The 22,439-nt window shown below is 65.4% G+C and carries 21 protein-coding genes and 2 tRNA genes; 10 read left to right on the forward strand and 13 right to left on the reverse strand.

The window, feature by feature from the left end; genetic code table 11:
• Positions 1-77: 77 nt before the first annotated feature.
• Complete coding sequence (locus tag L5876_RS06200; protein WP_236955276.1) at positions 78-2,156, reverse strand: AsmA family protein; 2,079 nt, start codon at positions 2,154-2,156, stop codon at positions 78-80.
• 119 nt (positions 2,157-2,275) lie between these two features.
• Here L5876_RS06200 and L5876_RS06205 point away from each other — a divergent pair, with 119 nt between their 5' ends.
• Positions 2,276-3,055: a M48 family metallopeptidase gene (locus tag L5876_RS06205; RefSeq protein ID WP_236955277.1), complete on the forward strand. Its 780-nt coding sequence runs from the start codon at positions 2,276-2,278 to the stop codon at positions 3,053-3,055.
• A 97-nt stretch (positions 3,056-3,152) separates the two neighbouring features.
• Positions 3,153-3,229 (forward strand) — tRNA-His (locus L5876_RS06210).
• A 9-nt stretch (positions 3,230-3,238) separates the two neighbouring features.
• Here L5876_RS06210 and L5876_RS06215 read toward each other — a convergent pair.
• From L5876_RS06215 to L5876_RS06230, 4 genes are read right to left on the reverse strand one after another with little or no spacing between them, the layout of a single operon-like run.
• On the reverse strand, positions 3,239-3,643 hold the full coding sequence (locus tag L5876_RS06215; RefSeq protein ID WP_236955278.1) for a type II toxin-antitoxin system HicB family antitoxin: 405 nt from the start codon (positions 3,641-3,643) through the stop codon (positions 3,239-3,241).
• 55 nt (positions 3,644-3,698) lie between these two features.
• Positions 3,699-3,911, reverse strand: a complete 213-nt coding sequence (locus L5876_RS06220) for a type II toxin-antitoxin system HicA family toxin (protein WP_236955279.1) — start codon at positions 3,909-3,911, stop codon at positions 3,699-3,701.
• Positions 3,912-3,946: 35 nt separating this feature from the next.
• Positions 3,947-4,612 carry an SOS response-associated peptidase gene (locus L5876_RS06225; RefSeq protein WP_236955280.1) on the reverse strand — a complete coding sequence of 222 codons (666 nt, stop codon included), beginning with the start codon at positions 4,610-4,612 and terminating at the stop codon, positions 3,947-3,949.
• 58 nt (positions 4,613-4,670) lie between these two features.
• Positions 4,671-5,120, reverse strand: a complete 450-nt coding sequence (locus tag L5876_RS06230; RefSeq protein WP_236955281.1) for a DUF6491 family protein — start codon at positions 5,118-5,120, stop codon at positions 4,671-4,673.
• 76 nt (positions 5,121-5,196) lie between these two features.
• Here L5876_RS06230 and L5876_RS06235 point away from each other — a divergent pair, with 76 nt between their 5' ends.
• The 3 genes from L5876_RS06235 (at position 5,197) to L5876_RS06245 (ending at position 8,438) form a co-directional block, all read left to right on the forward strand.
• A complete protein-coding gene (locus L5876_RS06235; RefSeq protein ID WP_236955282.1) occupies positions 5,197-6,333 on the forward strand; it encodes an FAD-binding oxidoreductase in 1,137 nt (378 codons plus the stop codon).
• Between the two features lie 52 nt (positions 6,334-6,385).
• A complete protein-coding gene (locus tag L5876_RS06240) occupies positions 6,386-7,213 on the forward strand; it encodes a hypothetical protein (RefSeq protein WP_236955283.1) in 828 nt (275 codons plus the stop codon).
• 73 nt (positions 7,214-7,286) lie between these two features.
• Complete coding sequence (locus L5876_RS06245; protein WP_236955284.1) at positions 7,287-8,438, forward strand: DUF2336 domain-containing protein; 1,152 nt, start codon at positions 7,287-7,289, stop codon at positions 8,436-8,438.
• On the opposite strand, the gene L5876_RS06250 is transcribed toward L5876_RS06245, so the two are convergent.
• From L5876_RS06250 to L5876_RS06265, 4 genes are all read right to left on the reverse strand, one after another.
• The gene (locus L5876_RS06250) at positions 8,408-8,932 is read right to left on the reverse strand and encodes an Hpt domain-containing protein (protein WP_236955285.1); all 525 of its coding nucleotides are present in this window, start codon (positions 8,930-8,932) and stop codon (positions 8,408-8,410) included. The genes L5876_RS06245 and L5876_RS06250 overlap by 31 nt on opposite strands.
• A gap of 13 nt (positions 8,933-8,945) precedes the next feature.
• Positions 8,946-9,413: a response regulator gene (locus L5876_RS06255; RefSeq protein WP_236955286.1), complete on the reverse strand. Its 468-nt coding sequence runs from the start codon at positions 9,411-9,413 to the stop codon at positions 8,946-8,948.
• Positions 9,414-9,489: 76 nt separating this feature from the next.
• Positions 9,490-10,272 (reverse strand): NAD kinase, encoded by a 783-nt coding sequence (locus tag L5876_RS06260; protein WP_236955287.1) that lies wholly within the window; start codon positions 10,270-10,272, stop codon positions 9,490-9,492.
• 26 nt (positions 10,273-10,298) lie between these two features.
• A complete protein-coding gene (locus L5876_RS06265) occupies positions 10,299-11,345 on the reverse strand; it encodes a DUF2336 domain-containing protein (RefSeq protein WP_236955368.1) in 1,047 nt (348 codons plus the stop codon).
• A 106-nt stretch (positions 11,346-11,451) separates the two neighbouring features.
• Here L5876_RS06265 and egtB point away from each other — a divergent pair, with 106 nt between their 5' ends.
• The 4 genes from egtB to L5876_RS06285 all read left to right on the forward strand — a co-directional run bounded on the left by egtB (position 11,452) and on the right by L5876_RS06285 (position 18,632).
• Positions 11,452-12,717 (forward strand): ergothioneine biosynthesis protein EgtB, encoded by a 1,266-nt coding sequence (gene egtB / locus L5876_RS06270; RefSeq protein WP_236955288.1) that lies wholly within the window; start codon positions 11,452-11,454, stop codon positions 12,715-12,717.
• A gap of 76 nt (positions 12,718-12,793) precedes the next feature.
• Positions 12,794-13,561 (forward strand): class II aldolase/adducin family protein, encoded by a 768-nt coding sequence (locus L5876_RS06275; protein ID WP_236955289.1) that lies wholly within the window; start codon positions 12,794-12,796, stop codon positions 13,559-13,561.
• 854 nt (positions 13,562-14,415) lie between these two features.
• Positions 14,416-15,513, forward strand: a complete 1,098-nt coding sequence (locus L5876_RS06280) for an efflux RND transporter periplasmic adaptor subunit (protein ID WP_236955290.1) — start codon at positions 14,416-14,418, stop codon at positions 15,511-15,513.
• Positions 15,510-18,632, forward strand: a complete 3,123-nt coding sequence (locus L5876_RS06285; protein ID WP_236955292.1) for an efflux RND transporter permease subunit — start codon at positions 15,510-15,512, stop codon at positions 18,630-18,632. Before L5876_RS06280 ends, L5876_RS06285 begins: the two co-directional genes overlap by 4 nt.
• A gap of 1 nt (position 18,633) precedes the next feature.
• Here L5876_RS06285 and L5876_RS06290 read toward each other — a convergent pair whose 3' ends face one another.
• From L5876_RS06290 to L5876_RS06305, 4 genes are all read right to left on the reverse strand, one after another.
• The gene (locus L5876_RS06290) at positions 18,634-19,194 is read right to left on the reverse strand and encodes a cytochrome c family protein (RefSeq protein ID WP_236955294.1); all 561 of its coding nucleotides are present in this window, start codon (positions 19,192-19,194) and stop codon (positions 18,634-18,636) included.
• 86 nt (positions 19,195-19,280) lie between these two features.
• Positions 19,281-19,997 carry a phosphatase PAP2 family protein gene (locus tag L5876_RS06295; RefSeq protein ID WP_236955296.1) on the reverse strand — a complete coding sequence of 239 codons (717 nt, stop codon included), beginning with the start codon at positions 19,995-19,997 and terminating at the stop codon, positions 19,281-19,283.
• Positions 19,998-20,055: 58 nt separating this feature from the next.
• Positions 20,056-20,131 (reverse strand) — tRNA-Thr (locus L5876_RS06300).
• Positions 20,132-20,203: 72 nt separating this feature from the next.
• Positions 20,204-20,608, reverse strand: a complete 405-nt coding sequence (locus L5876_RS06305) for a DUF1761 domain-containing protein (protein ID WP_236955297.1) — start codon at positions 20,606-20,608, stop codon at positions 20,204-20,206.
• Positions 20,609-20,726: 118 nt separating this feature from the next.
• On the opposite strand from L5876_RS06305, the gene metG reads away from it, so the two are divergent.
• Positions 20,727-22,436 carry a methionine--tRNA ligase gene (gene metG / locus L5876_RS06310; RefSeq protein ID WP_236955299.1) on the forward strand — a complete coding sequence of 570 codons (1,710 nt, stop codon included), beginning with the start codon at positions 20,727-20,729 and terminating at the stop codon, positions 22,434-22,436.
• The last annotated feature ends 3 nt before the right edge of the window (positions 22,437-22,439 follow it).

Consider the following 22,439-nt stretch of genomic DNA (forward strand, 5'->3'; position numbering starts at 1 on the left):
GGCATCGAACCTTCAGACTAAACGGTTCGATATTAACCGCGTTAACGCGTCATCTTCAGTTACGGTTCACGTAAATCCTAGCGTCCACCGTCTTCGGGTTGTTCTTCTTCCTGACGATCCCGGTTTCCGCCGAGGCCGAAAAGACCGCGAATGATCTGTTCCTCGGTCGAGGGTTCGTCCTCGCCTTCGCCGTCTCCGGTGGTCTCTCCATCGTCGCGGCCACCCAGGCCGAGCGCATCACCGATCGCGCCGCGGATGGCGTCTTCCGGATCTTCGCCGCTGATCGCACCGGTCACCGCGCCCTGCAGCAGTGCGCGGCTGATCGCTTCGAAATCGATCGAGACGGAGGGGGCGGCAAAGCTGCCGCGAATGCGGATCGGAATCTCGATCCCGCGCAGATCCGTGTCGCCGCCCTGACCCTGCAGCGAGGCGACGGCGCGCGGCCGCAGGCTGTAATCAAGCGTCTGGCCGCCGATATCGACCGTGCCGGAACCGGCCACGCGTACGAGCGGGGAAAGCATCAGGAGGTCATTGTTCGTCGCCACGCCATTGGCCAGCGTGAAAGTGCCGTTGAGCGAGGAAAAGTCCGTTTCCTCCTGCTCGCCGAAGCCTTCCGGCATGGAGCCGGAGGTGATCGCCGTGCGGATATTGCGCAGCACCTGCGCCAGGTTCACGCCGCGGATCGCCCCGTCGGCGAACTGGAAACGGCCATTGCCGCCCAGCCCGTTCATCAGTGCCGCCGTGGTGTTGCCCGTCGTCAGGATGTCGAGGTTGAGCGCACCGGTCCCCGACAGGCGGTCGAAGCCGGCCGCTGCCTCGAGGAAGGGCAGGGCATCGAGCCGGTCGAGATTGGCATTCAGCGAGAAGGACGGCGTGCCCCGTCCGTTGGCGACGAAGTCGATCCGCCCGCGGCCCTCGTAGAGCACGAAATTCGTGATCGCGGCCGCGAGGCGGCTGTTGACGATGTCGAGATCGAGCTGGACCGGGCTGTCGCCGCTCTCAATCACGATATCGCCGAACAGGATGCGCCCGGTCGTCAGCGTGAAGTCGGCATCGACGAAGCCGAGCGGGGACAGGTCGACCGGCGTTTCCGGCCAGGGCTGGATGGTGCCGCCGCCCGTGCTTTCCCCGCCCGCAGGCAGGTAGGGGTTCACGTCGATCTCGGCGATGTTGAGATCGCCCGAGACTGCCGGGCGCGCGCCGCCAAGCGTGAGGATGAAATTGCCCGTCGCATCGAGATCATCGAGCGAGAGGGAGGCGTTCTGCAGCGCGACGCGTTCGAGGCTGCCTGAGATGTCGCCGACGGCTTCGAAGCGGTTGAAGGTGTCACCGTCCGGCATGGGCGAACCGAGAAAATCGGCGAGGTCGCGCAACGAAGGAATGGTCGTGTTCATCGCGCCGGCATAGGCGATGGCTTCGCCCTCCAGCACCGCGCCGTCGAGCGACAGCGTGACGAGGCGGCCGCCGAGCGTCAGGTCGAGCTCTGTCTGCGCGCCCTCGAAGAAGGCGCGCAGCGAGCCGAACGTGATGTCGAAGCTGATGCTCTCGCCCTCGGCGGTCAGAGCGCCTTCGATTTCGACCGGTTCGTCGACGCCCGGCATTCTCAGGCCGAGATCGAGCCCCTCGATCGTGCGGGTCTCGCCGCCGCTTGTGTAGATGATCAGACCGTTCTCGATGCGGACGTCGGAGATGGTGCCATCGAAGGGCAGGGCGCCCGGACCCTGGCGGAAGCCGGTGCCGGACGCGGCCGGTGCATCGGTCTGGTCGCCATAGGGTTCGAACGTCCAGTTGTTGCGTCCACCCTGCTCGGTCAGGCGGATGACCGGATCGATCAGCGCGAATTCGTCAATCTCGACACGGCGATTGATCAGCGGCCACAGCTGGACGGCCAGGCGCATTTCGCCGGCCTCAGCGAAGGCCTCGTCACCGAAGCCTTCCGCATTGCCGATCGTCACATCGTGCGCGCGAATCTCCAGCCGTGGCAGGATGGAGAGCGAGACATCCCCGGCCAGCACGACCTCGCGGCCCAACGTATCGCTGGCGGCGATCTGGGCGCGGTCGCGGTAGACTGATTCCGGGATCAGGAAGGGCAGGGCGATGGCCACCGTCAGAACCAGAACGATCAGGATGCCGAGGATGGTCAGGATGCGGCGCACGGGGAGACCTCCGTTCAGATTCAGGCGTTGCGTCAGGCAGTTCGATCACTCATGGCGACCGGCCTTCGCTCGGGTTAGTATAGCAGGGGTAATGTGACGGGATCAGGGGGAATACGGTCATGTCGAAAAAAATCCTGCTCGACCGGCGTGAACTGGTGATCGGTCTCGCGGCCGGGACCATCGTTCCGCTCGCCGGATGCGCCGACAATGCGGCGCTGGGACGCAACCAGCTGATGCTGGTTTCCCAGGCGGAGATCGAGCGCCTGTCGGCGACGGCGTGGCGCGACACGATCCAGCGCGAGCGGGTTCTGACCGATCCGGCCTATACGCGCCGGCTGGAACGCGTGGGCACGCGCATGGCCGAGACGTCCGGCCTCAGCCATCTCGACTGGGAATTCGTGGTGATCGATTCCGACCTGGTGAACGCCTGGGTGCTGCCGAACGGCAAGGTCGCCTTCTACAAGGGGTTGATGGACCTCGTGGAAACCGACGGGCATGTCGCCACGATCATGGGCCACGAGATGGGCCATGTCGCCGGGCGGCACGCGGCGGAGCGGGCGAGCCAGCAACGCGCCGCGCAGATGGGCATGCAGCTTGTCGGCATGGCGCTGCAGACCCAGGGCGTCGACTACGACGCCGACATGGCCGCGGCGCTGGGCGCGGGCATCCAGTACGGCGTGATCCTGCCCTATTCGCGCGAGCACGAATTCGAGGCCGACCGGCTCGGAATCGACTACATGGTGGGCGCGGGTTATGCCGCGCGCGACGCGATGGATGTCTGGCTCGCCATGTCGACGATGCACCAGGAGCGGGCGCTGGAATTCACCTCGACCCACCCGTCGGACGACGCCCGGATCGCGGCGATGCGCGCGCATATCGACGCGATGGGCTATATCTGACGGGACGCGATTTCGGGGGCGCGGGACGGCACTGCAGCAGGCCTTGCGGGGTGCTTGAAACCCGCGCGGACCGGGTATAGGTTCCGCCGCCTTCCGTGCCGCCTTAGCTCAGTAGGTTAGAGCGCTAGATTGTGGATCTAGAGGTCCCCCGTTCGATCCGGGGAGGCGGTACCATTTTTCCAATCAATCCGAGACGGCTTCGGTTGCGCTCCGCGCGATGAAGGCCGAACGCGTCAGGCCCAGCCGCCGTGCCTGCCAGTCGATGGCTTCCAGCACGCCTTCATCCAGCGTGATGTTGACGCGCTTGACCTGACCGGTCCGGAGTTGCGGCGCGATCTGCACCAGTGCGACAGCATCGGTCCGGTCTTCGAGGAAGGCGGGATCACGCTCGAGTTCTTCGAAAGAGCGCGGGGACGGGATTGCCTCGCCGTCCTCGTGCAGGCCGGCGAGGTGCAAGCGCAGGGCAATGCGTGCCTCGTTCGTCGCGTCCTTGAAACTGTCTCCGAGCGCGACACAGCCCGGCAGGTCGGGGAAGGAGACGCCGAACGCTCCGCTTTCACTGCGATGTATGAACGCAAAATAGGTCACTGACACATTCCTTTGGTGTGTATCCTATACTTACTCACCGCTTTGCTTTCAATCTTTACCGTGGCGGCCAGGTCGAACCGGCCTGCCGAAAGATCGACCGAAGCGTACCGAGCGGGATGTCCTTGCTGGGGTGGCTGATCGTCACGCGGCCAGCGCGATCGGGATGCTTCCACTGCGTGTGCGAACCTGCCTGAGCAATCTGAACCCAGCCTTCCTTGCGAAGTCGTTTGATGAGTTGCGTGAGTTCAAGCCTCGCACCTCCCGGCATGAGGGGTGAACTTATTTAAGGTTGAACGCGAAAGTCTAGAACAACTCGCTCTTCCTCGGCTCGAACAGCTCCGGGCCGCGGCCCTGGCGGGCGACTTCGTAGACCTCGATCGCCGTATCCGGTGCGGCGGTGCAGAGTGGTTCGGGGTCGGCGTCCGGATCGAGCCAGCGTTCACGGCCGGCCTGATCGAGAATGACCGGCATGCGGGTGTGATACTGCCCGGCCTTCTCTCCCGGCGGGCAGGTGAGGATAGTGAAGCTGGTGATGGCTTCGCCCTCGACCGTGACCTGGTCCCATAGCCCCGCGAAGGTGAAGAGCGGACCGTCGGTGGGGCGGAAGCAGAAGCGGCGTTTCGATCCCTTCGGCCCGTTCCATTCGTAATAGCCCTCCGCCACGACGAGGCAGCGGCGCTTCTTCCACGGTTCGCGGAAGCTGGCGGCGCTGGCGGCGGTCTCGCAACGGGCGTTGAAGGTGGAGAATTTCATCTCCTTCAGCGGCTTCTGCCAGAAGAAGGGCACGAGCCCCCACCGCGCCATGCTCATCAGCCGGCCGTCATCGGCGAGGCGGACGATGGGCGCGTCCTGTGTCGGGGCGCAGTCCCAGTTCGGCTGGAGATTGAAGTGCGGCTGCGAGGGGATGAGGCTGAGCCGCTCGTGATATTCACGCCAGCTGAGCGTCAGAATGCCGATGCGTCCGCACATGCGCGCCTCCCTTTCCCGCACAGGGGATCAGGAAAGCGCGCAGGCGGCAATGGCGCGATCAGCCTTCGTTGGTTTCGTCGTAGATGTCGTCGGTGCCGCCGGGAACGTAGCGGTCTTCCTCCTCGACGACGACTTCGCCCTCCGCAGCATTACGCGCTTCGACCAGCGTCCGGGCGGTTTCGAGATCCTCGACTTCCTCGATCGTCTCGATCGGGCAGCGCCAGCCGTCTTCGGACACGAGGTATTCGCCGACCGGCGAACACACCGTGCCGGTGCGCGGCAGGGTCGTGCCGATCTGCATGCCCCAGCGAAGGTCGGGGCAGCGCGAACGGGTCGTGACGAGATAGTGGTGGCGGGTTCCGCCATTGAGGACGACATGGGTGTCGTCGATCACGGTGAAGCCGTGAACATTCGTCATCCGGATGCATTCCGCCGAGGCAGCCGCGCCGGACGCGGCGGCGAGGGCAGAACCGAGGATGACGGTTTTGAGGATTGCAGCGGGTTGCATGACAACGCCTTCTGTCTGGTGGATAGAGTCCTGTCCCGGACGGACCCCTAATTCATCCAACATGAGCATAGCCTGAATGTTCCGCAGTGGTCTCAGCCAAATCCGCGTCGCCATCGTGGGCGGTGGTGCCATCGGCCTTGCGTCGGCGTGGGCGCTGGCGCGCGAGGGGGCGCAGGTCACGGTCCTGGAAGCCGGGCCGGTGGCCGGACAGGGGGCGTTGGCTGCCTCGGGCGGCATGCTGGCGCAGGGCTTTGAGGGCGCGAACGAAGATGCCGGCCGGGCCTTCGTGGCGCTGGCGGAGCGCTCGCTGTCGCTCTGGGACGACTGGGCCGAACGTCTCACCCCGCATGCGACCGCTCCGCTGGGTTATCGTCGAAGCGGGTCGCTGTCGCCGGGCTTCGGCGCGCGCGGCGAGGCCTGGCTCGACCGGCTTGAGGCCAATGCGGCGCTCTACGGTATCGGTTTCGAGCGGCTGGACGCGGCCACCGCCCGCGCCGTCCAGCCCGGTCTCGGCGATGGCCTGGTTGGCGCGATGCGTTTCCCCGGTGACGGCGAGATCGACAACCGTGCGCTCGGCCCGGCGCTCGTCAACGCGATCCGCGCAGAAGGCGGAGACGTGCGCACAAGCTGGCCTGTGACGCGGGTTTCGAGCGGCAGTGGCGGCGTCGTCCTGTCCGGTCCGGCCGGACGGATGGAGGTGGACCGCGTCATCCTCGCGGCCGGCTGGCAGTCACGCGATCTGAGCGAGGACGTGCCCGAGGCCCGCCTCATGGTCCCGGTGAAGGGCCAGATGCTGAGCGTGGCGCCGGTCGCCGCGCTGACCGGCTGCATCAGGGCGGCCGACGCCTATCTCAGCAGCAAGCCGGGGCGGATCGTCATCGGCGCGACCAGCGAGACCGGTGCGAGTGATGACCGGATCGAGCCTGATCTGACAGCGGCCCTGCAAGAGGCCGCCGAAGCCATTCTGCCCGCACTGAAGGACGCGGCAACAGTCGAGGTCTGGACTGGCGTGCGCCCAGGGACATCGGATGGTCTGCCGATACTGGGCCGTTCGGTCGCTGAACATGTGGTGCTGGGGCTCGGTGCGTTCCGGAACGGGGTGCTGCTGGCCCCGGCGATGGCGGAGACGATAAGGGATATTGTCCTGGAACAGGGGAAGGCCGACCCGGCCTTCGCTCCGGACCGCCCGCTGACAGCGTTAACACAAGGTTAGCTCCGAGGCGCGAGTGTCGTCGGGAATCGCCGCCTCGCCCGGCAGGAGCGCCATGACCACGATTGCCCCGGCCTCGGACCGTCCCGAAACCCTGATTGCCCGCGCAGCGCAGGCGACGGGAGCGGATTTCGACTTTCTCGTCCGCACTGCGGAACGGGAGAGCGGCTTTGATGCGCGCGCGCAGGCGCGCACATCGAGCGCGGCGGGCATGTTCCAGTTCCTGGAGCAGACCTGGCTGGGCATGATGCATACGCGGGGCGCGGCGCACGGATTTGCCGGCGAGGCCAATGCGATCGAACGCGGGGCGGACGGGCGTTACACGGTGCGTGACCCGGCGCGGCGCCAGGAAATCCTCGACATGCGTTTCGACGCGCAGACATCCGCACTGATGGCCGGCGAGCTGGCCGCGGCGAATGCCGAAGTGCTGCGTTCGCGGATCGGCCGCGAGCCGACCAGCGGCGAACTTTATGCCGCGCACTTTCTGGGTGCGAGCGGGGCGGCGGATCTGATCCAGACCGTGCGGAGTGAACCCGATACGCCGGCTTCGCAACTCTTCCCGGCGGCGGCATCCGCGAACCGTCCGATCTTCTACGAGAACGGGCGGGCCCGGTCGGCGTCCGAAGTGCTGGCCAACATCACCCGCCTGCCGGGCGAGGTGCGCGCCGCCCCGCATCCGATTGACGACCAGCCGCTGCCACCATCGCGCAGCTGGACGATCCGCGACAGCGATGTGCGGGACACGGGCATCGGGAGTGGTTTTGCCGGGACGTTCGGCGGATCGCAGGGCTTTGCCGCCATTCCGCGCGGCGCGGTCCTGTCTCCCGCCGTGGTCGAGATCCTTGCGTCTCTCGACGCGCCGCGCGGCGCAAATCGCGCTTAATTTCTCAACGCTTCGTTAAAGGCCGCGGGCCGACAGTTAACCCGGACAAACGATTCGATCCGGGAGCGCCTCGATGAGCCTCGTCACAATGCGCGCCAAGTTGACGCAAGACGACATTCGCCGACTGGTGAAGGGCGAAAGCCCCGAAGAGCGGGCGATGGCGGCACGCAAGATCTGTCAGCGTGTAGATGCGCCCGATCTGACCGAAGAAGAACGCGTCGCGGCGAACTCGATCATCGAGATGATCGCTGAGGATGCCGTGGTGCTGGTGCGCCGCGCTCTGGCCGTCACGCTCCGGACGTCTCCGAACTTGCCGAAATCGGTTGCGATGAAACTCGCCGCCGACATCGATTCCATCGCCGTGCCCGTGCTGGCCGGCAGCCCGGTCTTCACCGATGCCGAGCTGGTCGAGATCGTGAAGTCGCAGGGCGAGGCGAAGCAGTCGGCGATCGGCGCACGCCAGTCCGTGTCCGCGGAGGTGGTCGGGGCGATCGTCGAGTTCGGAACCGAGCGGGCGGTGTCGATCACCGCGGCCAATGATGGCGCGCAATTCGGCGAAGCGGCCTACGAGAAAGCCTTCACGCGCTTCTGCGAGTCGAAGATGGTCATGGACTCCTTCGTGTCGCGCTCTGCCTTGCCGCTGGCCTTTACCGAGAAGCTGATTTCCCGGGTGAGCGACGAGGCGCTGGAGCGCCTGGTGAAGCGCCATGCCCTGCCGCCGCAGCTGGCAGTGGAACTGGCCGAGGCGACGCGCGAACGGGCGACGGTGGATCTTGTCGACCAGGCCGGTATCGCCCCCGACATGCGCCATTTCGTGCAGCAATTGCAGATGAATGGCCGGCTGACGCCGTCACTGATCCTGCGCGCGGCCTTCCGCGGACATATCAGCTTCGTGGAACATGCCTTCGCGGAACTTGGCAGCGTGCCGCATGCCAAGGCCTGGCTGCTGATTCACGATGCCGGGCCGCTGGGCATGAAGGCGATCTTCGACCGGACGGGTCTGCCCGCGCGTCTCTTCCCGGCGATCCGCGCCGCGATCGACACGCTTCACACAATCGAGATGGAAGACAGCCCGGAAGGGCGCGCCCGCTTCCGCAAGATCCTCGCCGAGCGGGCGTTCACGCGGTTTCAGGGCGTGCCTGACGAGGACGTGGAATACATCCTCTCGCGGCTCGACGAAGACGAGATCGGGGTTCAGCCCGCGGCGGCGCGTCTCGCCGGCTGATCGGGTTCCCACGGCGCGACGAAGTCGCTGACCTGGGTTTCCAGTTCATGGATCAGCATTGCACCGATCTTGTCGGTGTCCGACTTGATCCCCTGACGCAGTGCCGCGCGAATACCGTGCGCGTGGGCGAGGGCGAGTGCGGCAGGAGCCTCGGCGCGCTTTTCCTCGGTCTCGATCATCCGGCACAGCGACGCGGCCATGCGGGTGATGATCGGGTAGTCGTAGGTCGTGCCGAGGCCGCGCAGATCGTGCGCGCAGCCGAAAAGGGCTTCGCCGGCTTCCCCGTTCACGCCTTCCGACATAACCAGTTTGGCGGCCTTTTCGAGCTTGGTGACCTCATCCTCGAGCCAGAGCTTGAAGTCGTCCTTCATGTCTTCCAGCGCCGCTTCGGCGCGGGCAATGGCCGCCTCGTCGATCGGGCCGACGCGGCCGCCAACCTTCACGCGCAGCATGTTCGGAGGCGTAATGACTTCGATCGGTTGTTCGCGCTTCATCTCGTCTCTCCGGTCAGGCTTCAGCGGTCTTGGCCAGTTCGGCCGGGGATTGTGCGGATTCGGTCGCCTCGCCGGACAGGACGGCCGCCAGGCCCTCCAGCAGCGAGCGGGCGGTAAAGGGCTTGGGCATGAAACAGGTCACGCCGGCACGCATCGCCTCTGCTTGGTAGCGGGCATCCGTGTAGGAGGTCAGCATCACGATCGGAATGTCGCGCGCGGTGGCCGACTTGCCGGCGCGGATGGCGCGTACGAGGGCCAGGCCGTCGAGCGGCTCCATCTTCCAGTCGGTGATCAGGAGGTCGATGCCCTCGCAGGAGAGCGCGCCGAGTGCCTCGCCGGCATCGCCCGCTTCGGTCAGCTGTTCGGCCCCGAGAGAGGACAGGATGGAACGCAGCGCCCCGCGCAGCGCGGCACTGTCGTCGACCAGCATGATCTTGCGGTCGCGCAGCATTTCGCTGGTGTCAAATTGAAGATTGCCCACGGCTCACCCCGGCAGTTTTCCGATCTTCTTGTCCGGGACCATAGAGGAGGATGCTTAACGGGCGGCTAAACCGGAATCAGGTCTGGAACTGCTCGATCAGGATGCGTTCGCCGAGCGGGCGGCCCGGGTCGAACAGCATGGTCAGCGTGTGGTCCTTGTCGGTTTCGACCTCGACCCAAGCGACTTCCCGGAACTCGCGGGAATCCGCGACCGCGGAAACCGGTCGCAGTTCGGCGTCGATCACGTCGAAACGGACCTTGCTGTCATTGCCGATCAAGGCACCGCGCCAGCGCCGGGGGCGGAAGGCGGAAATCGGCGTCAGGGCGAGCACGCTGGAGCTTAGCGGGAGGATCGGTCCGTGGGCGGACGCGTTGTAGGCGGTCGAGCCGGCCGGGGTAGCGACCATCACGCCGTCGGCCGCCAATTCCTCGAGGCGGACGCGCCCGTCCACCGAGATGCGTATCTTGGCGGTGTGCCGCTTCTCCCGGAGGAGAGAGACTTCGTTGATGGCGAGCGCCTCGAAGCTGTGCCCGTCGATCCGTTCGCCGCGCGCCTTCAGCGGATGGATTTGCGCCGGTTCAGCGGCACGCAGGCGCGTCTGGAGGTCGTCCTCGGCGAAATCGTTCATCAGGAAGCCGACCGAGCCGAAATTCATGCCGAAGACCGGCAGGCCGCGCTTCATCGACTTGTGCAGCGCTTCCAGCATCGTCCCGTCACCGCCGAGTGCGACGATCATGTCCGCCTCGGCGAGGTCTGCCTGGCCATAGCGTGCCGTCAGCGTGTCGCACGCGGCCTGCGCGGCCGGGCGCGGGCTGGCGATGAAGGTCAGCTTCAAAGGCTTTTCGGTGCTGGAAGTCATTGTGGCCGCCGTTGACTGGCGGTCATTCAAACGCTGTCGGCGAGACGGCGCAAGGCGTCGTGTGCGCTGCCGACGGTGTAGTTCGCGAACACTTTCGCGGCGCCCGTCATCGCATCCTCGCCGAGTTCGCTCTGGATGCGCCCCGAGCGTTGCAGGCCGCGCAGGATGGTCGGGAAGACGCTGCGGTCGATCCGGGCCGAGCGGCAGGCGAGGGCCGCAGCACGCACCCCGCCGGCGGCGAGCGCCTTGCGCCATTGCGTCGCCGAGATCGTGCAAAGCGAGGCAATCGAATAGTCGAACAGCGCGTCATTGCCTTCGGTCAGGGATCGCAGGGCGAAGGTTCCGTTCAGCGTTCCCGCCGCCACGAGTTTCTCGACCAGTTTGCGTGCGAGCGTGTCGTCATCGTCTGCGATGGCAGAGGCAACCGTGTCGTGCTTCACCGCGTTATCAAGCTGAATGCCATTGCCGAATTCATCGACGAGCTCGTCTTCCAGAGCGTCGGCGATATGGGTGGCAATCTCGCCGGCGAGGATCTCTGGAAGGTCGGGCCGCGTGCTCAGGGTGCGGGCCAGAATGGCGTCAGTCCGTGCGCAGGCCGAGAGCGTCTCGCAGGCCAGTTCGGACAGGGAGGCCGTCGTATTGGCGGCGAGTGCGCGCATGACGACGATCTCGGAATGCCGCGACAGGGCGGAGGTAATGGCGATCGTGATATTCGGCCGGTTCGCGATCAGGACGCGATGGTCGCGCGTGCCTTCATCGGCGAGCCGGACGAGGTCGCCTTCCGTCAACCGGACCGAACGTGCAATGATAGGTTCAGCGACGGCTGGAGCATCGAAAGCGAGAAAGCGAACGACTTCGTGGGGCGCCCAGGCGCAGTCGGCAAGGCGCGCGGCCATCGCCATGCGGACGCGCTGCTCCGCCTTTCGGGCGAGCGTCAGAAGGAGTTCATCGGCAATCGGTTCGGCGCGGCGCGAAAGAGGGGAGGCAGCGCAGATATCAGTCACGCCCAGTGCCAGTTGCGCACGGCTTGCCGGATCCTTGACCCGGGCCAGACTCGATAGCGCAGTCATCATGCCGCTCACGGCAGCCCCCCGAATGAGCCCTTCGTGCGGATACGCACGAATCATTCGTGAATCCTTATGGTTTCTCACTGATTAATGCGACGGCAGGACAGGAAGAATGGCGAAAGATTTCAACGATGCGCGAACGGCCCTGCTGACGGCGTTCGAACGAACGCGGCAGGCGACCGAAGCCCTGTCGGATCCGTTGAGTGCGGAAGACCAGTGCGTACAGACCATGCCCGATGTCAGCCCGACGAAGTGGCACCGGGCGCATACGACTTGGTTCTGGGAGACTTTCCTGCTGGGACCGAACCGGCCGGACTACCGCGTTTTCGACGAGGGTTTTTGCTACCTCTTCAACTCGTACTACGAGCAGGTGGGGGAGCGTCACCCTCGGCCGGAGCGCGGATTTCTGACACGGCCCTCCTGCGCCGAGATCGGCGACTATCGGCGCCATGTCGACCAGGCGGTCGCCGACTTCCTGTCGGCAGCCAATGATCAGGAGATCGCGAAGACAATCGGCATCGTCCAGCTCGGCATCGCGCACGAGCAACAGCACCAGGAATTGCTGGTCACCGACATCAAGCACGTGCTGTCACGTCACCCGTTCGGACCGGCGGCCTATCCGGCCCCTCTGCCGGGATCGGCCGGGATCGCCGAGACGTCCTTCGTCGATTTCGAAGGCGGACTGTTCGAGGTCGGATATGACGGCGCCGAGTTCGCCTTCGACAATGAGGGGCCGCGTCACAAGATCTGGCTCGAACCGTTCGGGCTCGCCGATCATCCCGTAACGAACCGGGAGTATGCCGAATTCATTGCCGATGGCGGTTACGAGACGGCGACCTTGTGGCTGTCGGACGGATGGGCGCGGACCCAGGAAGATCGCCGCCGCGCGCCGCTTTACTGGCGTGAGCAGGACGGGAAATGGTTCGAGTTCACCCTGCACGGCGCGCAGGAGATCGATCCGGACGCCCCGGTCAGCCATCTCGATTTCTACGAGGCGAACGCCTTTGCCGAGTGGACCGGCTACCGTCTGCCGACCGAGGCGGAATGGGAACATGCTGCCAGCAAGGCCGGCCAGCCGGGCCGTTTCCTCGACCCGGGCGTTTCGACGCACCCTGCCGGCGTCGCCGGACCGGGGCTGCGCCAGATGTTCGGCGGCGTCTGGGAGTGGACGCGGTCGGACTATGCGCCCTATCCCGGCTTCCGCGCGCCGGAAGGTGCGGTCGGCGAATACAATGGCAAATTCATGTGCGGTCAGTACGTGTTGCGCGGGGGTAGCTGCGCCACGCCGGAGGGCCATGTCCGGCGGACCTACCGGAATTTCTTCCCACCGAACGCCCGGTGGCAGTTTTCGGGCCTGAGACTGGCGCGCGACGTTTGACGGACCCCGCCCCGATGCGCAATTCTTCACAGTGAACAGCGTTCAGCAAAAACGCGGAACATCCGGGGAGACGGTCATGGACGACCAACAGGCATCGGTGAAATCCCTCGTCACGGAAGAGGAATGGAAGGCGCGCTGCGACCTTGCAGCGCTCTACCGCCTCGTGCGCATGCACGGCTGGGACGATCTGTTCTTCACCCACATCTCGATGCGGGTGCCGGGTCCGGCCGAGCATTTCCTGCTCAATCCGTTCGGCCTGCTCTACGAAGACGTCACGGCATCAAACCTCGTGAAGGTCGATCTGGACGGCAATGTGCTGCCGCCTTCGCGCTACGGCATCAATCCGGCCGGCTTCACCATCCACTCCACGATCCACACGGCGCGGCATGACGTGACGGTCGCCATGCATTTGCACACCGATGCGGGCGTGGCCGTGGCGGCGCAGAAGGGCGGCCTCCTGCCGATCTCCCAGCTCGCCATGAACATCATGAGCGACGTGGCCTATCACGACTATGAGGGGCTCGCGCTGGTCGAGGACGAGAAGCCGCGCATCGTCGCCGATCTCGGCGACAAGCATCTGATGATCCTGCGCAATCACGGTACGCTGTCGGTCGGTGCGCACCCGTTCCAAGCGTATCTCAGAATTTATCTACTTGAACGTGCGTGCAAGATTCAGACAATGGCTCAGTCGGGTGGGGCGGAGCTGATCCATTGGGACAAGGCGATGCAGGACCGCGTCTACAAGCAGGGCGAGGAGGGTATTCTCAACGAATTCTTCCTCGAAATCGCCTGGGCGGCGCTGCTCGACCGAGTTCGCCGCGAGTCTCCGGGCTTCGATACCTAGCTGCTGCCGTTTCCCTTGGTCTGACCGGCGCCCCGGCCTTTGCCGGGGCGTGGCCGCTCGACAAGGGTGAAGGGCTGATCATCACGACCGCGCTGTTCGACCGGGCGACGGCCTGGTTTGACGATACGTCCGACCGCCGGGAGGGCGGCGATTACCGCAAGCGCGAGAGTGCCTTTTTCGTCGAATACGGGCTGACGGACCGGTTCACGCTGGTCGGCCGGGTGGCTTGGCAGGACGTCACAAGAATCGACGCCGGTCTGGTCGACAGCGCGAACGGCTTCGCGTCGAGCGAGGCCGGCGTGCGCTACGCCGCCTGGCGGCGCGGCGGCGGCGTGATCTCGATCCAGGGCGTCGTGCTGCTGCCGGGCGAAGCGGAGAATATCGCCGACCTGCCCCTCGGAGAGGGCGGTTTCGGCGGTGAAATGCGGGTCCTGGCCGGATATTCCGCAAGCCGGAACAGCTTCTTCGACGCGCAGCTTGCGTGTCGCTGGCGCGAAACACCGGACCCCAATGAAGTCAGGCTCGATCTGACCGCGGGATGGCGGCCGAGGCCGCAACTCCTGTTCATGGCGCAATCCTTCTCGACCTGGAGCGTCGGCGAGATCGTCCCGGGACGGCGCGAATTCGCACAGCACAAGCTGCAGATTTCAGCAGCCTGGGAATTTGAAAGCGGTACGCTGCAGGCCGGGCTGATCGCCACGCCAGCGGGACGAAACGCCATTGCCGAGGAGGCGATACTCGTCTCCTGGTGGCGGCGTTTCTGAACCTCGGAAATGCACTTGTTCCTGAAAGGCCTTTGCCGCCGCGCGCCCGAGGTCTAAATGCTGCGGCAATGCGAAGGGTAGATTTCTGATATGCGCAAAGCCGTTTTCCTGATTGTCGCTCTGGCCATCTTCGTGGTGATGGCCGGCGCCGTGGCCGTGCGCGAACTGACGCGAGAGCCCGAACAGAGTTACGCAGGCGGCGGAACCCAGCCTGTCGAGGTGGCCGAGGTCACGACCGCAACGTTTGCCGATACGCTCGAGGCGATCGGAACGGCGCGCGCCAATGAACAGGTCACCATCTCCCCGCAGGTCAGTGAAATCATTGGCCGTATCGCCTTTGAATCCGGCGACCGCGTGACAGCGGGCCAGATTCTCGTGGAGCAGGCGGGCGGCGAAGAATATGCCGCGCTGAACGAGGCGCGTGCGACGGAGCGCGAAGCCCGCCAGGAGCAGGAACGCTTTCAGGATCTGGCGGAGCGCGGCATTGCGCCGACGCAGCGCGTTCAGGAAACCCAGGCGGCGCTCGATCGCGCGACCGCCCGGGTGCGTGCCGTCGAGGCGCGCCTCGCCAACCGGATCATCCGGGCCCCGTTCGACGGTGTGGTCGGCCTGCGCAATGTGTCGGCCGGTGAGCTGGTCGGTCCGGGGGACATCATTGCCACACTCGACGACGTGTCCCGGATCAAGCTCGATTTCACCGTGCCGGAGCGCTTCCTGTCCGTGATGTCGCCCGGGCTGGACGTCGCCGCCCAGTCCGACGCCTTTCCGGGGGCAACCTTCGACGGGGTGATCACCAATGTGGATTCGCGGATTGATCCGGTGACACGGGCCGTCACGGTGCGGGCCGAAATCGACAATGAGGATGGCCGGCTGGTTCCGGGAATGCTGCTGACCATCGAGGTCCGCCGCGATGTGCGCGAACACCCGGCGATTCCGGAAACCGCGGTGATGCGCCGCAGCGAACAGGCCTTCGTCTATGTCGTCCCCGAGGGCGACCCGCCGGTTCTCGAAGCGCGCAATGTCGAATTGGGTGTCCGCTCGGGCGTGTTGATCGAGGTGATTTCGGGCCTCCAGCCCGGTGAGCGTGTCGTTTCTGAAGGCACGCACCGCGTCCGTCCAGGCGCGCCGGTTCAGGTCACGCGCCAGTGGCAGCCCACAGGCGCGATCGCTGTGGGGACTGCGCCATGACGCTTTCCGATATTGCCGTCAAACGCCCGGTTCTGGCCGGGGTGGTCAGTGCACTGATCGTGGTGTTCGGCCTGCTGGGCTATCGCAATCTGCCGCTGCGCGAGCTTCCCGATGTCGACCGCCCGGTCGTTTCGGTGGACGTCCAGTATCCCGGTGCCAATGCGGAAGTCGTCGAGAACCGCGTGACGCAGGTGATCGAAGACCAGCTCTCCGGCATCGAAGGGGTCGAATTGATCACCTCGACGAGCCAGGACGGCGAAGCCGATATCGATGTCACCTTCACGCTCGACCGCGATATCGAGGCCGCCGCCAATGACGTGCGCGACGCCGTCTCCCGTGCACAGGGCCGTCTGCCGCTGGAAATCGATCCGCCGCGGGTGCGCAAGCAGGACGCCGATGCCCGGCCGATCATCTGGTACAGCCTCGCATCCGAACGCCTGTCTGTCGAAGAACTGACCGACTACGCGCAGCGCTATGTCGTCGACCGTTTCTCGGTGCTCGATGGCGTATCGCAGGTGATGATCGGCGGCGATCGCCGCTACGCGATCCGGATCTGGCTCGACCCGCAACAACTCGCCGCGCGCGGCCTGACGGTCGAGGATATCGAGACCGCTCTGCGCGCCCAGAATATCGAATTGCCGGGCGGCTCGCTTGAGGCTGCGGAAGTCGATCTCACGGTTCGCGTCGAACGCAGCTACCAGTCGCCGGAGGATTTCCGCCGCCTGCCGATCGGGGCTTCGGACCAGGGCCACGTCATCCGCCTTGGCGAAGTCGCCGATGTCGAGCTGACGGCGGCCGAAACCCGGTCGCTTTTCCGCGGCAATGGCGTGACCCAGGTCGGTCTCGGCATTGTGCGTCAGAGCCAGGCCAATGACATTGCCGTGGCGGCCGCCGTCCGCGCGGAGGTCGAAGCCCTGACGCCGGGCCTGCCGGAAGGCATGACCATGGTTTCGGCCTTCGATTCCACCGTCTTCATCGAGGAATCGATCGCCGAGGTGTGGCGCACGCTGATCGTTGCCGCCCTGCTGGTGATCGCGGTGATCTATCTTTTCCTGGGGTCGTTCCGCGCGGCGCTGATCCCGGCACTGGTCGTGCCGGTCTGCCTGATCGGGACGTTCGGGATTCTCGCCGCCTTCGGCTTCTCCATCAATACGCTGACCCTGCTCGCCCTGGTTCTGTCGATCGGTCTGGTGGTCGACGACTCCATCGTGGTGCTGGAGAATATCCAGCGGCGCGCCGACCTCGGCGAGCCGCGCCAGCTCGCGGCTCTTCTGGGCGGCCGTCAGGTCTTCTTCGCCGTGATTGCGACGACGGCGGTGGTCGTCTCGGTCTTCGTGCCGCTTATCTTCCTGCCCGGTCTGATCGGCCGGATCTTCGTGGAGCTGGCGATCACGGTCTCGGGCGCGGTGATCCTGTCGAGCTTCGTGGCTCTGACCCTGTCACCGATGATGGCGTCGAAGCTGGTGGTGCCGGCGACCAAGACCAAGGGTATCGCCAAGTGGACCGATGACGCGGTGCAGGCGATGCGCCGCTCCTATCGCAATTCGCTGGGCGTGGTGATGGGCCGGCCGTGGACGGTTCTGCCGATCCTGCTGGTCGCGATTGCCGGGTCCGGATTCTTCCTGACCAAGATCCCGGGTGAGCTTGTCCCGACCGAGGACCGCGGCGCCTTCTTTGCCTTTTTCTCCGGTCCCGAAGGCGCGGGCTTCGATTACACGGCGGAGGAAGCCGCGGAGATCGAGGAAATCCTGCTCGATTATGTCGAGAGCGGCGAAATCACCCGGGCGATGATCCGCGTGCCCGGCTGGGGCGGGGGCGGCTATTCCACCGGGATCATGTTCGCCTCGCTCGCGCCGTGGGACGAACGTGAACGCGACGGCCAGGCGATCGTCGGTGAACTGAACGGCCGGCTGGGCCAGCTGACCGGCGTGCGCGCCTTCGCCTCGATGCGCTCCGCGCTCGGCGGTGGCGGCGGCAATTCCGACATCGAATTCGTGCTCGGCGGCGGCGACTATGAAGAGCTGGCGGCCTGGGCAGAGGACATCATCGCGGCGGCGCGCGAGACCAATCCGAACCTTCTGCGCATGTCGAGCGACTACGAGCCGACCGCGCCGCGCGTTCTGGTCGATATCGACCGCGAACGCGCTGCCGATCTCGGCGTTTCGGTCGCGACGATCGGGAGGACGCTGGAATCGCATCTCGGCTCGCGCCGGGTCGGCTTCTTCGTCGACCGGGGCGAGAATTACGACATCATCCTGCAGAACCGCCGCGAGGCACGATCCGACCGCAGCGATCTCGAGACGCTCTATGTCCGGTCGTCCCGCGGGCAGCTGATCCCGCTGTCGAACCTCGTCAATCTGCGCGAGGCCGGCGAGCCGTCCGAGCGTCCGCGGGTGAACCGCCTGCGGTCGGTCACGATCTCGGCGACGCTTGAGGAAGGCTATACGCTCGGCGAGGCGGTGGAATGGTTCGAGACCTATGCCAGCGACAATCTGCCGGCAAATGTCCAGACCAGCTTCCTCGGCAATGCGCGCGAATTCCTCGACGCCAACCAGGCCGCGCTCTTCGCCTTCGCCATGGCATTGCTGATCGTCTTCCTGGTGCTCGCAGCCCAATTCGAGAGCCTGATCCAACCCTTCGTCATCATGCTGACCGTGCCTCTGGCCATCGCCGGCGGCCTGTTCGGCCTCTACATGGCCGGGTCGTCGCTGAACATCTACAGCCAGATCGGACTGGTCGTGCTCATTGGCCTGGCGGCCAAGAACGGCATCCTCATCGTGGAGTTCGCCAACCAGTTGCGCGACGAAGGGCAGGATATCGCCGAGGCGACGATCAATGCCGCGGAAACGCGTCTGCGTCCGATCCTGATGACCGGCATTTCAACCGCCATCGGGGCTCTGCCGCTGATGCTGGCGAGCGGGGCGGGGGCGGAAAGCCGCGCCACGATCGGCGTGGTGATCTTCACCGGCGTGCTGGTTGCGACGCTCTTCACCCTGTTCATCGTTCCGGCCGTGTACGGCGTCCTCGGGCGTTACACGAAGACGCCGAACTGGGTGGCGAAACAGCTGGAAAGCCAGTCGGGAAAGCAGGTCGGCGCGGCGGACGTGCCCGCCGAATAGGCTATTCGGCGGCCGTCTCGATCATCAGATAGGCGATCACGTCACGGCGATCGTTGGCGTCGCGCAGACCGACGAAGCTCATCCGGTTGCCGGGGATGTAGCCGCGCGGGTCCTGCAGCCAGCTGTCGAGATGTTCCGGCGACCACTCGATGCCCGAGTCGCGAACCGCCGCCGAATAGTTGAAGCCCTCGACCTCGCCGGCATTACGCGAAAACAGGCCGTGCAGGTTCGGCCCGACGAGATTGCGCGCGTCTTCCGCGATCGTGTGACAGGAGGAACAGCGGCGGAACTGGCGCCGGCCATTGGCAAGGTCGGCCTCGCTGTATGGCGCGGGCAGGGCGGCTAGAGCGGCGGTCATGTCGGTCTCGGCTTCGACGGCGGCCGCCTCGATGGCGTCCTCGGTTTCGGTCGGCGTGTCGGTGGTTGCCGGGGCCGGATCCTCTACCGCAGCGGACTGCTGGGCAGGCGCGGCCGCGTTCGACGCAGCCGGTTCGCTGTCGCCGGAGCCGCCACAGGCGGTCAGGGCAAAGGCGGCGGCGGTAAGAAGCAGGATGTGACGCATGGCAAATCTCCCTTGTCCCGGTAATCGCCGCGAAGATTAGAAGGTTCCGGGGCCGAGGCCAGTGGTTCGGATGTCGCAGGCTTTCGTCAATTGACTTTTCGCGAGTCGCGCCACCGGCTGAAAAGGCGCGCGGCGAACCACCATGCGACCGCCCAGGAGGCGCCGAATCCCCACCCGGCCACCACGTCGCTGGGCCAATGGACGCCGAGATAAACCCGGCTGAACCCGACGAGGACGGCGATGAGCAAGGCGCTTGTGATGATGAAGACCCGCGCGCGGCGACGCTCCTGTGCGCTGGCAAGCAGAAGGCCGAGCGTGAGATAGGTTAGCGTCGCCGCCGAGGCATGCCCGCTCGGGAAGCTGGAACTGGTCGCGTGCGTCAGATGCTCGACCAGATCGGGCCGGTCGCGGTCGAAGAACAGCTTGAACAGCGACACCAGGGACGTGCCCGAGATGATCCCGCCCACCATCATGGCCGCCGTTCCGGCGCGCCGCTGCAGGATCAGGTAGAAGGTGCTGAGCACGACGAGGAGCGTCAGCACGGCATAGCCGCCAAGAGCCGTGATGTCGGACACGGCGTATTCGAACCAGGCCGGACCGATCGGGTCATTCGTGCCGGGCTCGCGCAAAGCCAGAAGGATGGCCCCATCGAGCCAATGGCTCTCGCCCTCCATGACTTCGTCGGCAATCGAGGCAAAGACCCACAGTCCGAGACCGATCGCCGCAAAGGCGAGGACGGTTTTCAGCTCGATCCGGTGGAGACCCAGCCTGCGGGCGAATTGCTTTGCGTCGTCGAGTGTCATCGCGCCCTCTGCCAAGCCCCAGAGTGTGCTGTCGGCCGGTCATGGAAACGCGAGGTTATGGTGCCGGCTGAGGGAATCGAACCCCCGACCTTCGGTTTACAAAACCGCTGCTCTACCAGCTGAGCTAAGCCGGCCCTGGTGTCAGGCTGGCGGAATAGACCGAAGGCGCCGCCGCCCGCAAGCGGCAAGCGCCTCCGGCAGGCAATCTAGAACAGCGCGAGAATCGTCGCGGCGAGCAGGAATCCGACGAGCTGATTGCCGAAATGGATCAGCGTCAGGCCCAGCTTCTGGCGTTCATAGATGTAGGCGAGGGCCTGTGTCGTGGCCGAGAAGGCGATCCACAGGACGAAGGCGATGTGCAGGGCTTCGCCGACCGAATCCACGCCCAGCCAATGGAAGACCAGCGCCATGCCGATGGCGGTGATCAGCGCATTGATCACGCCCTGGACGAGGACCGGGGCCATGCTCTGGCCCTTGAAGTCGGCCTCGGTCCAGCCGTGGAGCTTCATCCACGTCTTGCCGAACAGCGGGCCGTACCAGAGAAAGCCGACCACCATGAAGCCGAGCGCGGCGAGCAGCGCGGCAATGATATTGATGCCGTAGAATTCCATATGAATGTTCCCTCCCCAGCCGCGGGCGGGTAAGGAGACGCCCGCATCCTGTCACCGGCGTCACTCGCGCCGGAGGCGAAAGGCTATACCCGACTCAATCCGTGGACGAAGAAAAAACATGGCCCGCTACCTGATCACGAGCGCGTTACCCTACATCAACGGCGTCAAGCATCTCGGCAATCTGGCCGGGTCGATGCTGCCGGCGGATGTCTATGCGCGCTATCTGCGCCTCAGGGGCCACGAGGTGCTCTATATCTGCGCCACGGACGAGCACGGCACGCCAGCCGAACTCGCCGCCGCAGAAGCCGGGCTCGACGTGCGGACCTATTGCGACCGCGAGCACGAGGTCCAGAAGAAGGCGGGCGAGGGCTTCTCGCTGTCCTATGATTATTTCGGCCGCACCTCCTCGCCCCAGAATTACGCGCTGACGCAGCATTTTGCCGAAGTGCTGGAAGCCAACGGTCTGATCGAGGAACGCAGCGACGAGCAGGTTTTCTCCATCGACGACGACCGCTTCCTGCCGGACCGCTATGTCGAGGGGACCTGCCCGCATTGCGGTTTCGAGCGCGCGCGCGGCGACCAGTGCGACAATTGCGGCCGCCTCCTGGAGCCGACCGATCTGAAGGATCCGTATTCGAAGATTTCCGGCAGCCGGAATCTCGAAGTGCGCGAGACCCGGCATCTCTACCTGCTGCAGACGCAGATGGAGGAGAAGCTTCGCGCCTGGGTCGATGCCGCCGAGGGCTGGCCGTCCCTGGCCAAGTCGATCGCCTACAAATGGCTCGACGAGGGACTGCGCGACCGATCGATCACGCGCGACCTGAAATGGGGCGTCCCGGTTACCAAGAACGGCAAGCCGCGCCCGGGCTTCGAAACCAAGGTCTTCTATGTCTGGTTCGACGCGCCGATCGGCTATATCGGCGCGACGGCGGAATGGGCCGAGGCGAATGGCGGCGACTGGGAAAGCTGGTGGAAGACCGGCAAGGGCGCCGATGACGTCACCTATGTCCAGTTCATGGGCAAGGACAATGTCGCCTTCCACACGGTCAGTTTCCCGGCGACCATTCTGGGGTCCGGCGAGGACTGGAAGACGGTCGACCGGCTGAAGGCGTTCAACTGGCTCAACTGGTATGGCGGGAAATTCTCGACCAGCGAAAAGCGCGGCGTCTTCATGGATCAGGCGCTGGACCTGCTGCCGGGCGACTATTGGCGCTGGTATCTGACGGCGAATGCGCCGGAAGGGTCGGACACGCAATTCACCTGGGAGCATTTCCAGTCGACGGTGAACAAGGATCTCGCGGACGTGCTGGGCAATTTCGTGAACCGCCTGCTGCGCTTCACCCATTCCCGCTTCGACGGGCAGGTGCCCGAAGGCGGGGACTGGAGCCAGGCGGAAGACTGGCTGGCGGGCGAGGTCGAAACGCGCCTCAAGGCCATCGCTGCGCACTATGAGGCGATGGACTACCGCAAGGCGGCGGCGGAAACCCGCGCGCTCTGGGCTGCAGGAAATGAGTATCTGACCCGCGCCGAACCGTGGACGCATTTCAAGACCGACCGCGACAAGGCGGCGGTCGGTGTGCGCACCGGCATCGCGCTGGCGGCCATCATGGGCCGTGTGGCGCAGCCGATCATTCCAGAGGCCGCGGCCAAGATTCTCGATGCCGTGGGGGCAACCGAGCGCGACTGGCCGGACGACGAGGCGAAGGCGATGCTGACGGCCTTCGCGTCGGGCCATCCGATCACGCCGCCGGACGTCCTGTTCGCCAAGATCGCCGACGAGCAGGTCGAGGAGTGGTCGGATCGCTTCGGCGGGGCGCCGAAGGACTGACCG

This window comes from Hyphobacterium sp. SN044, from assembly GCF_021864465.1.
Lineage (GTDB): Bacteria > Pseudomonadota > Alphaproteobacteria > Caulobacterales > Maricaulaceae > Hyphobacterium.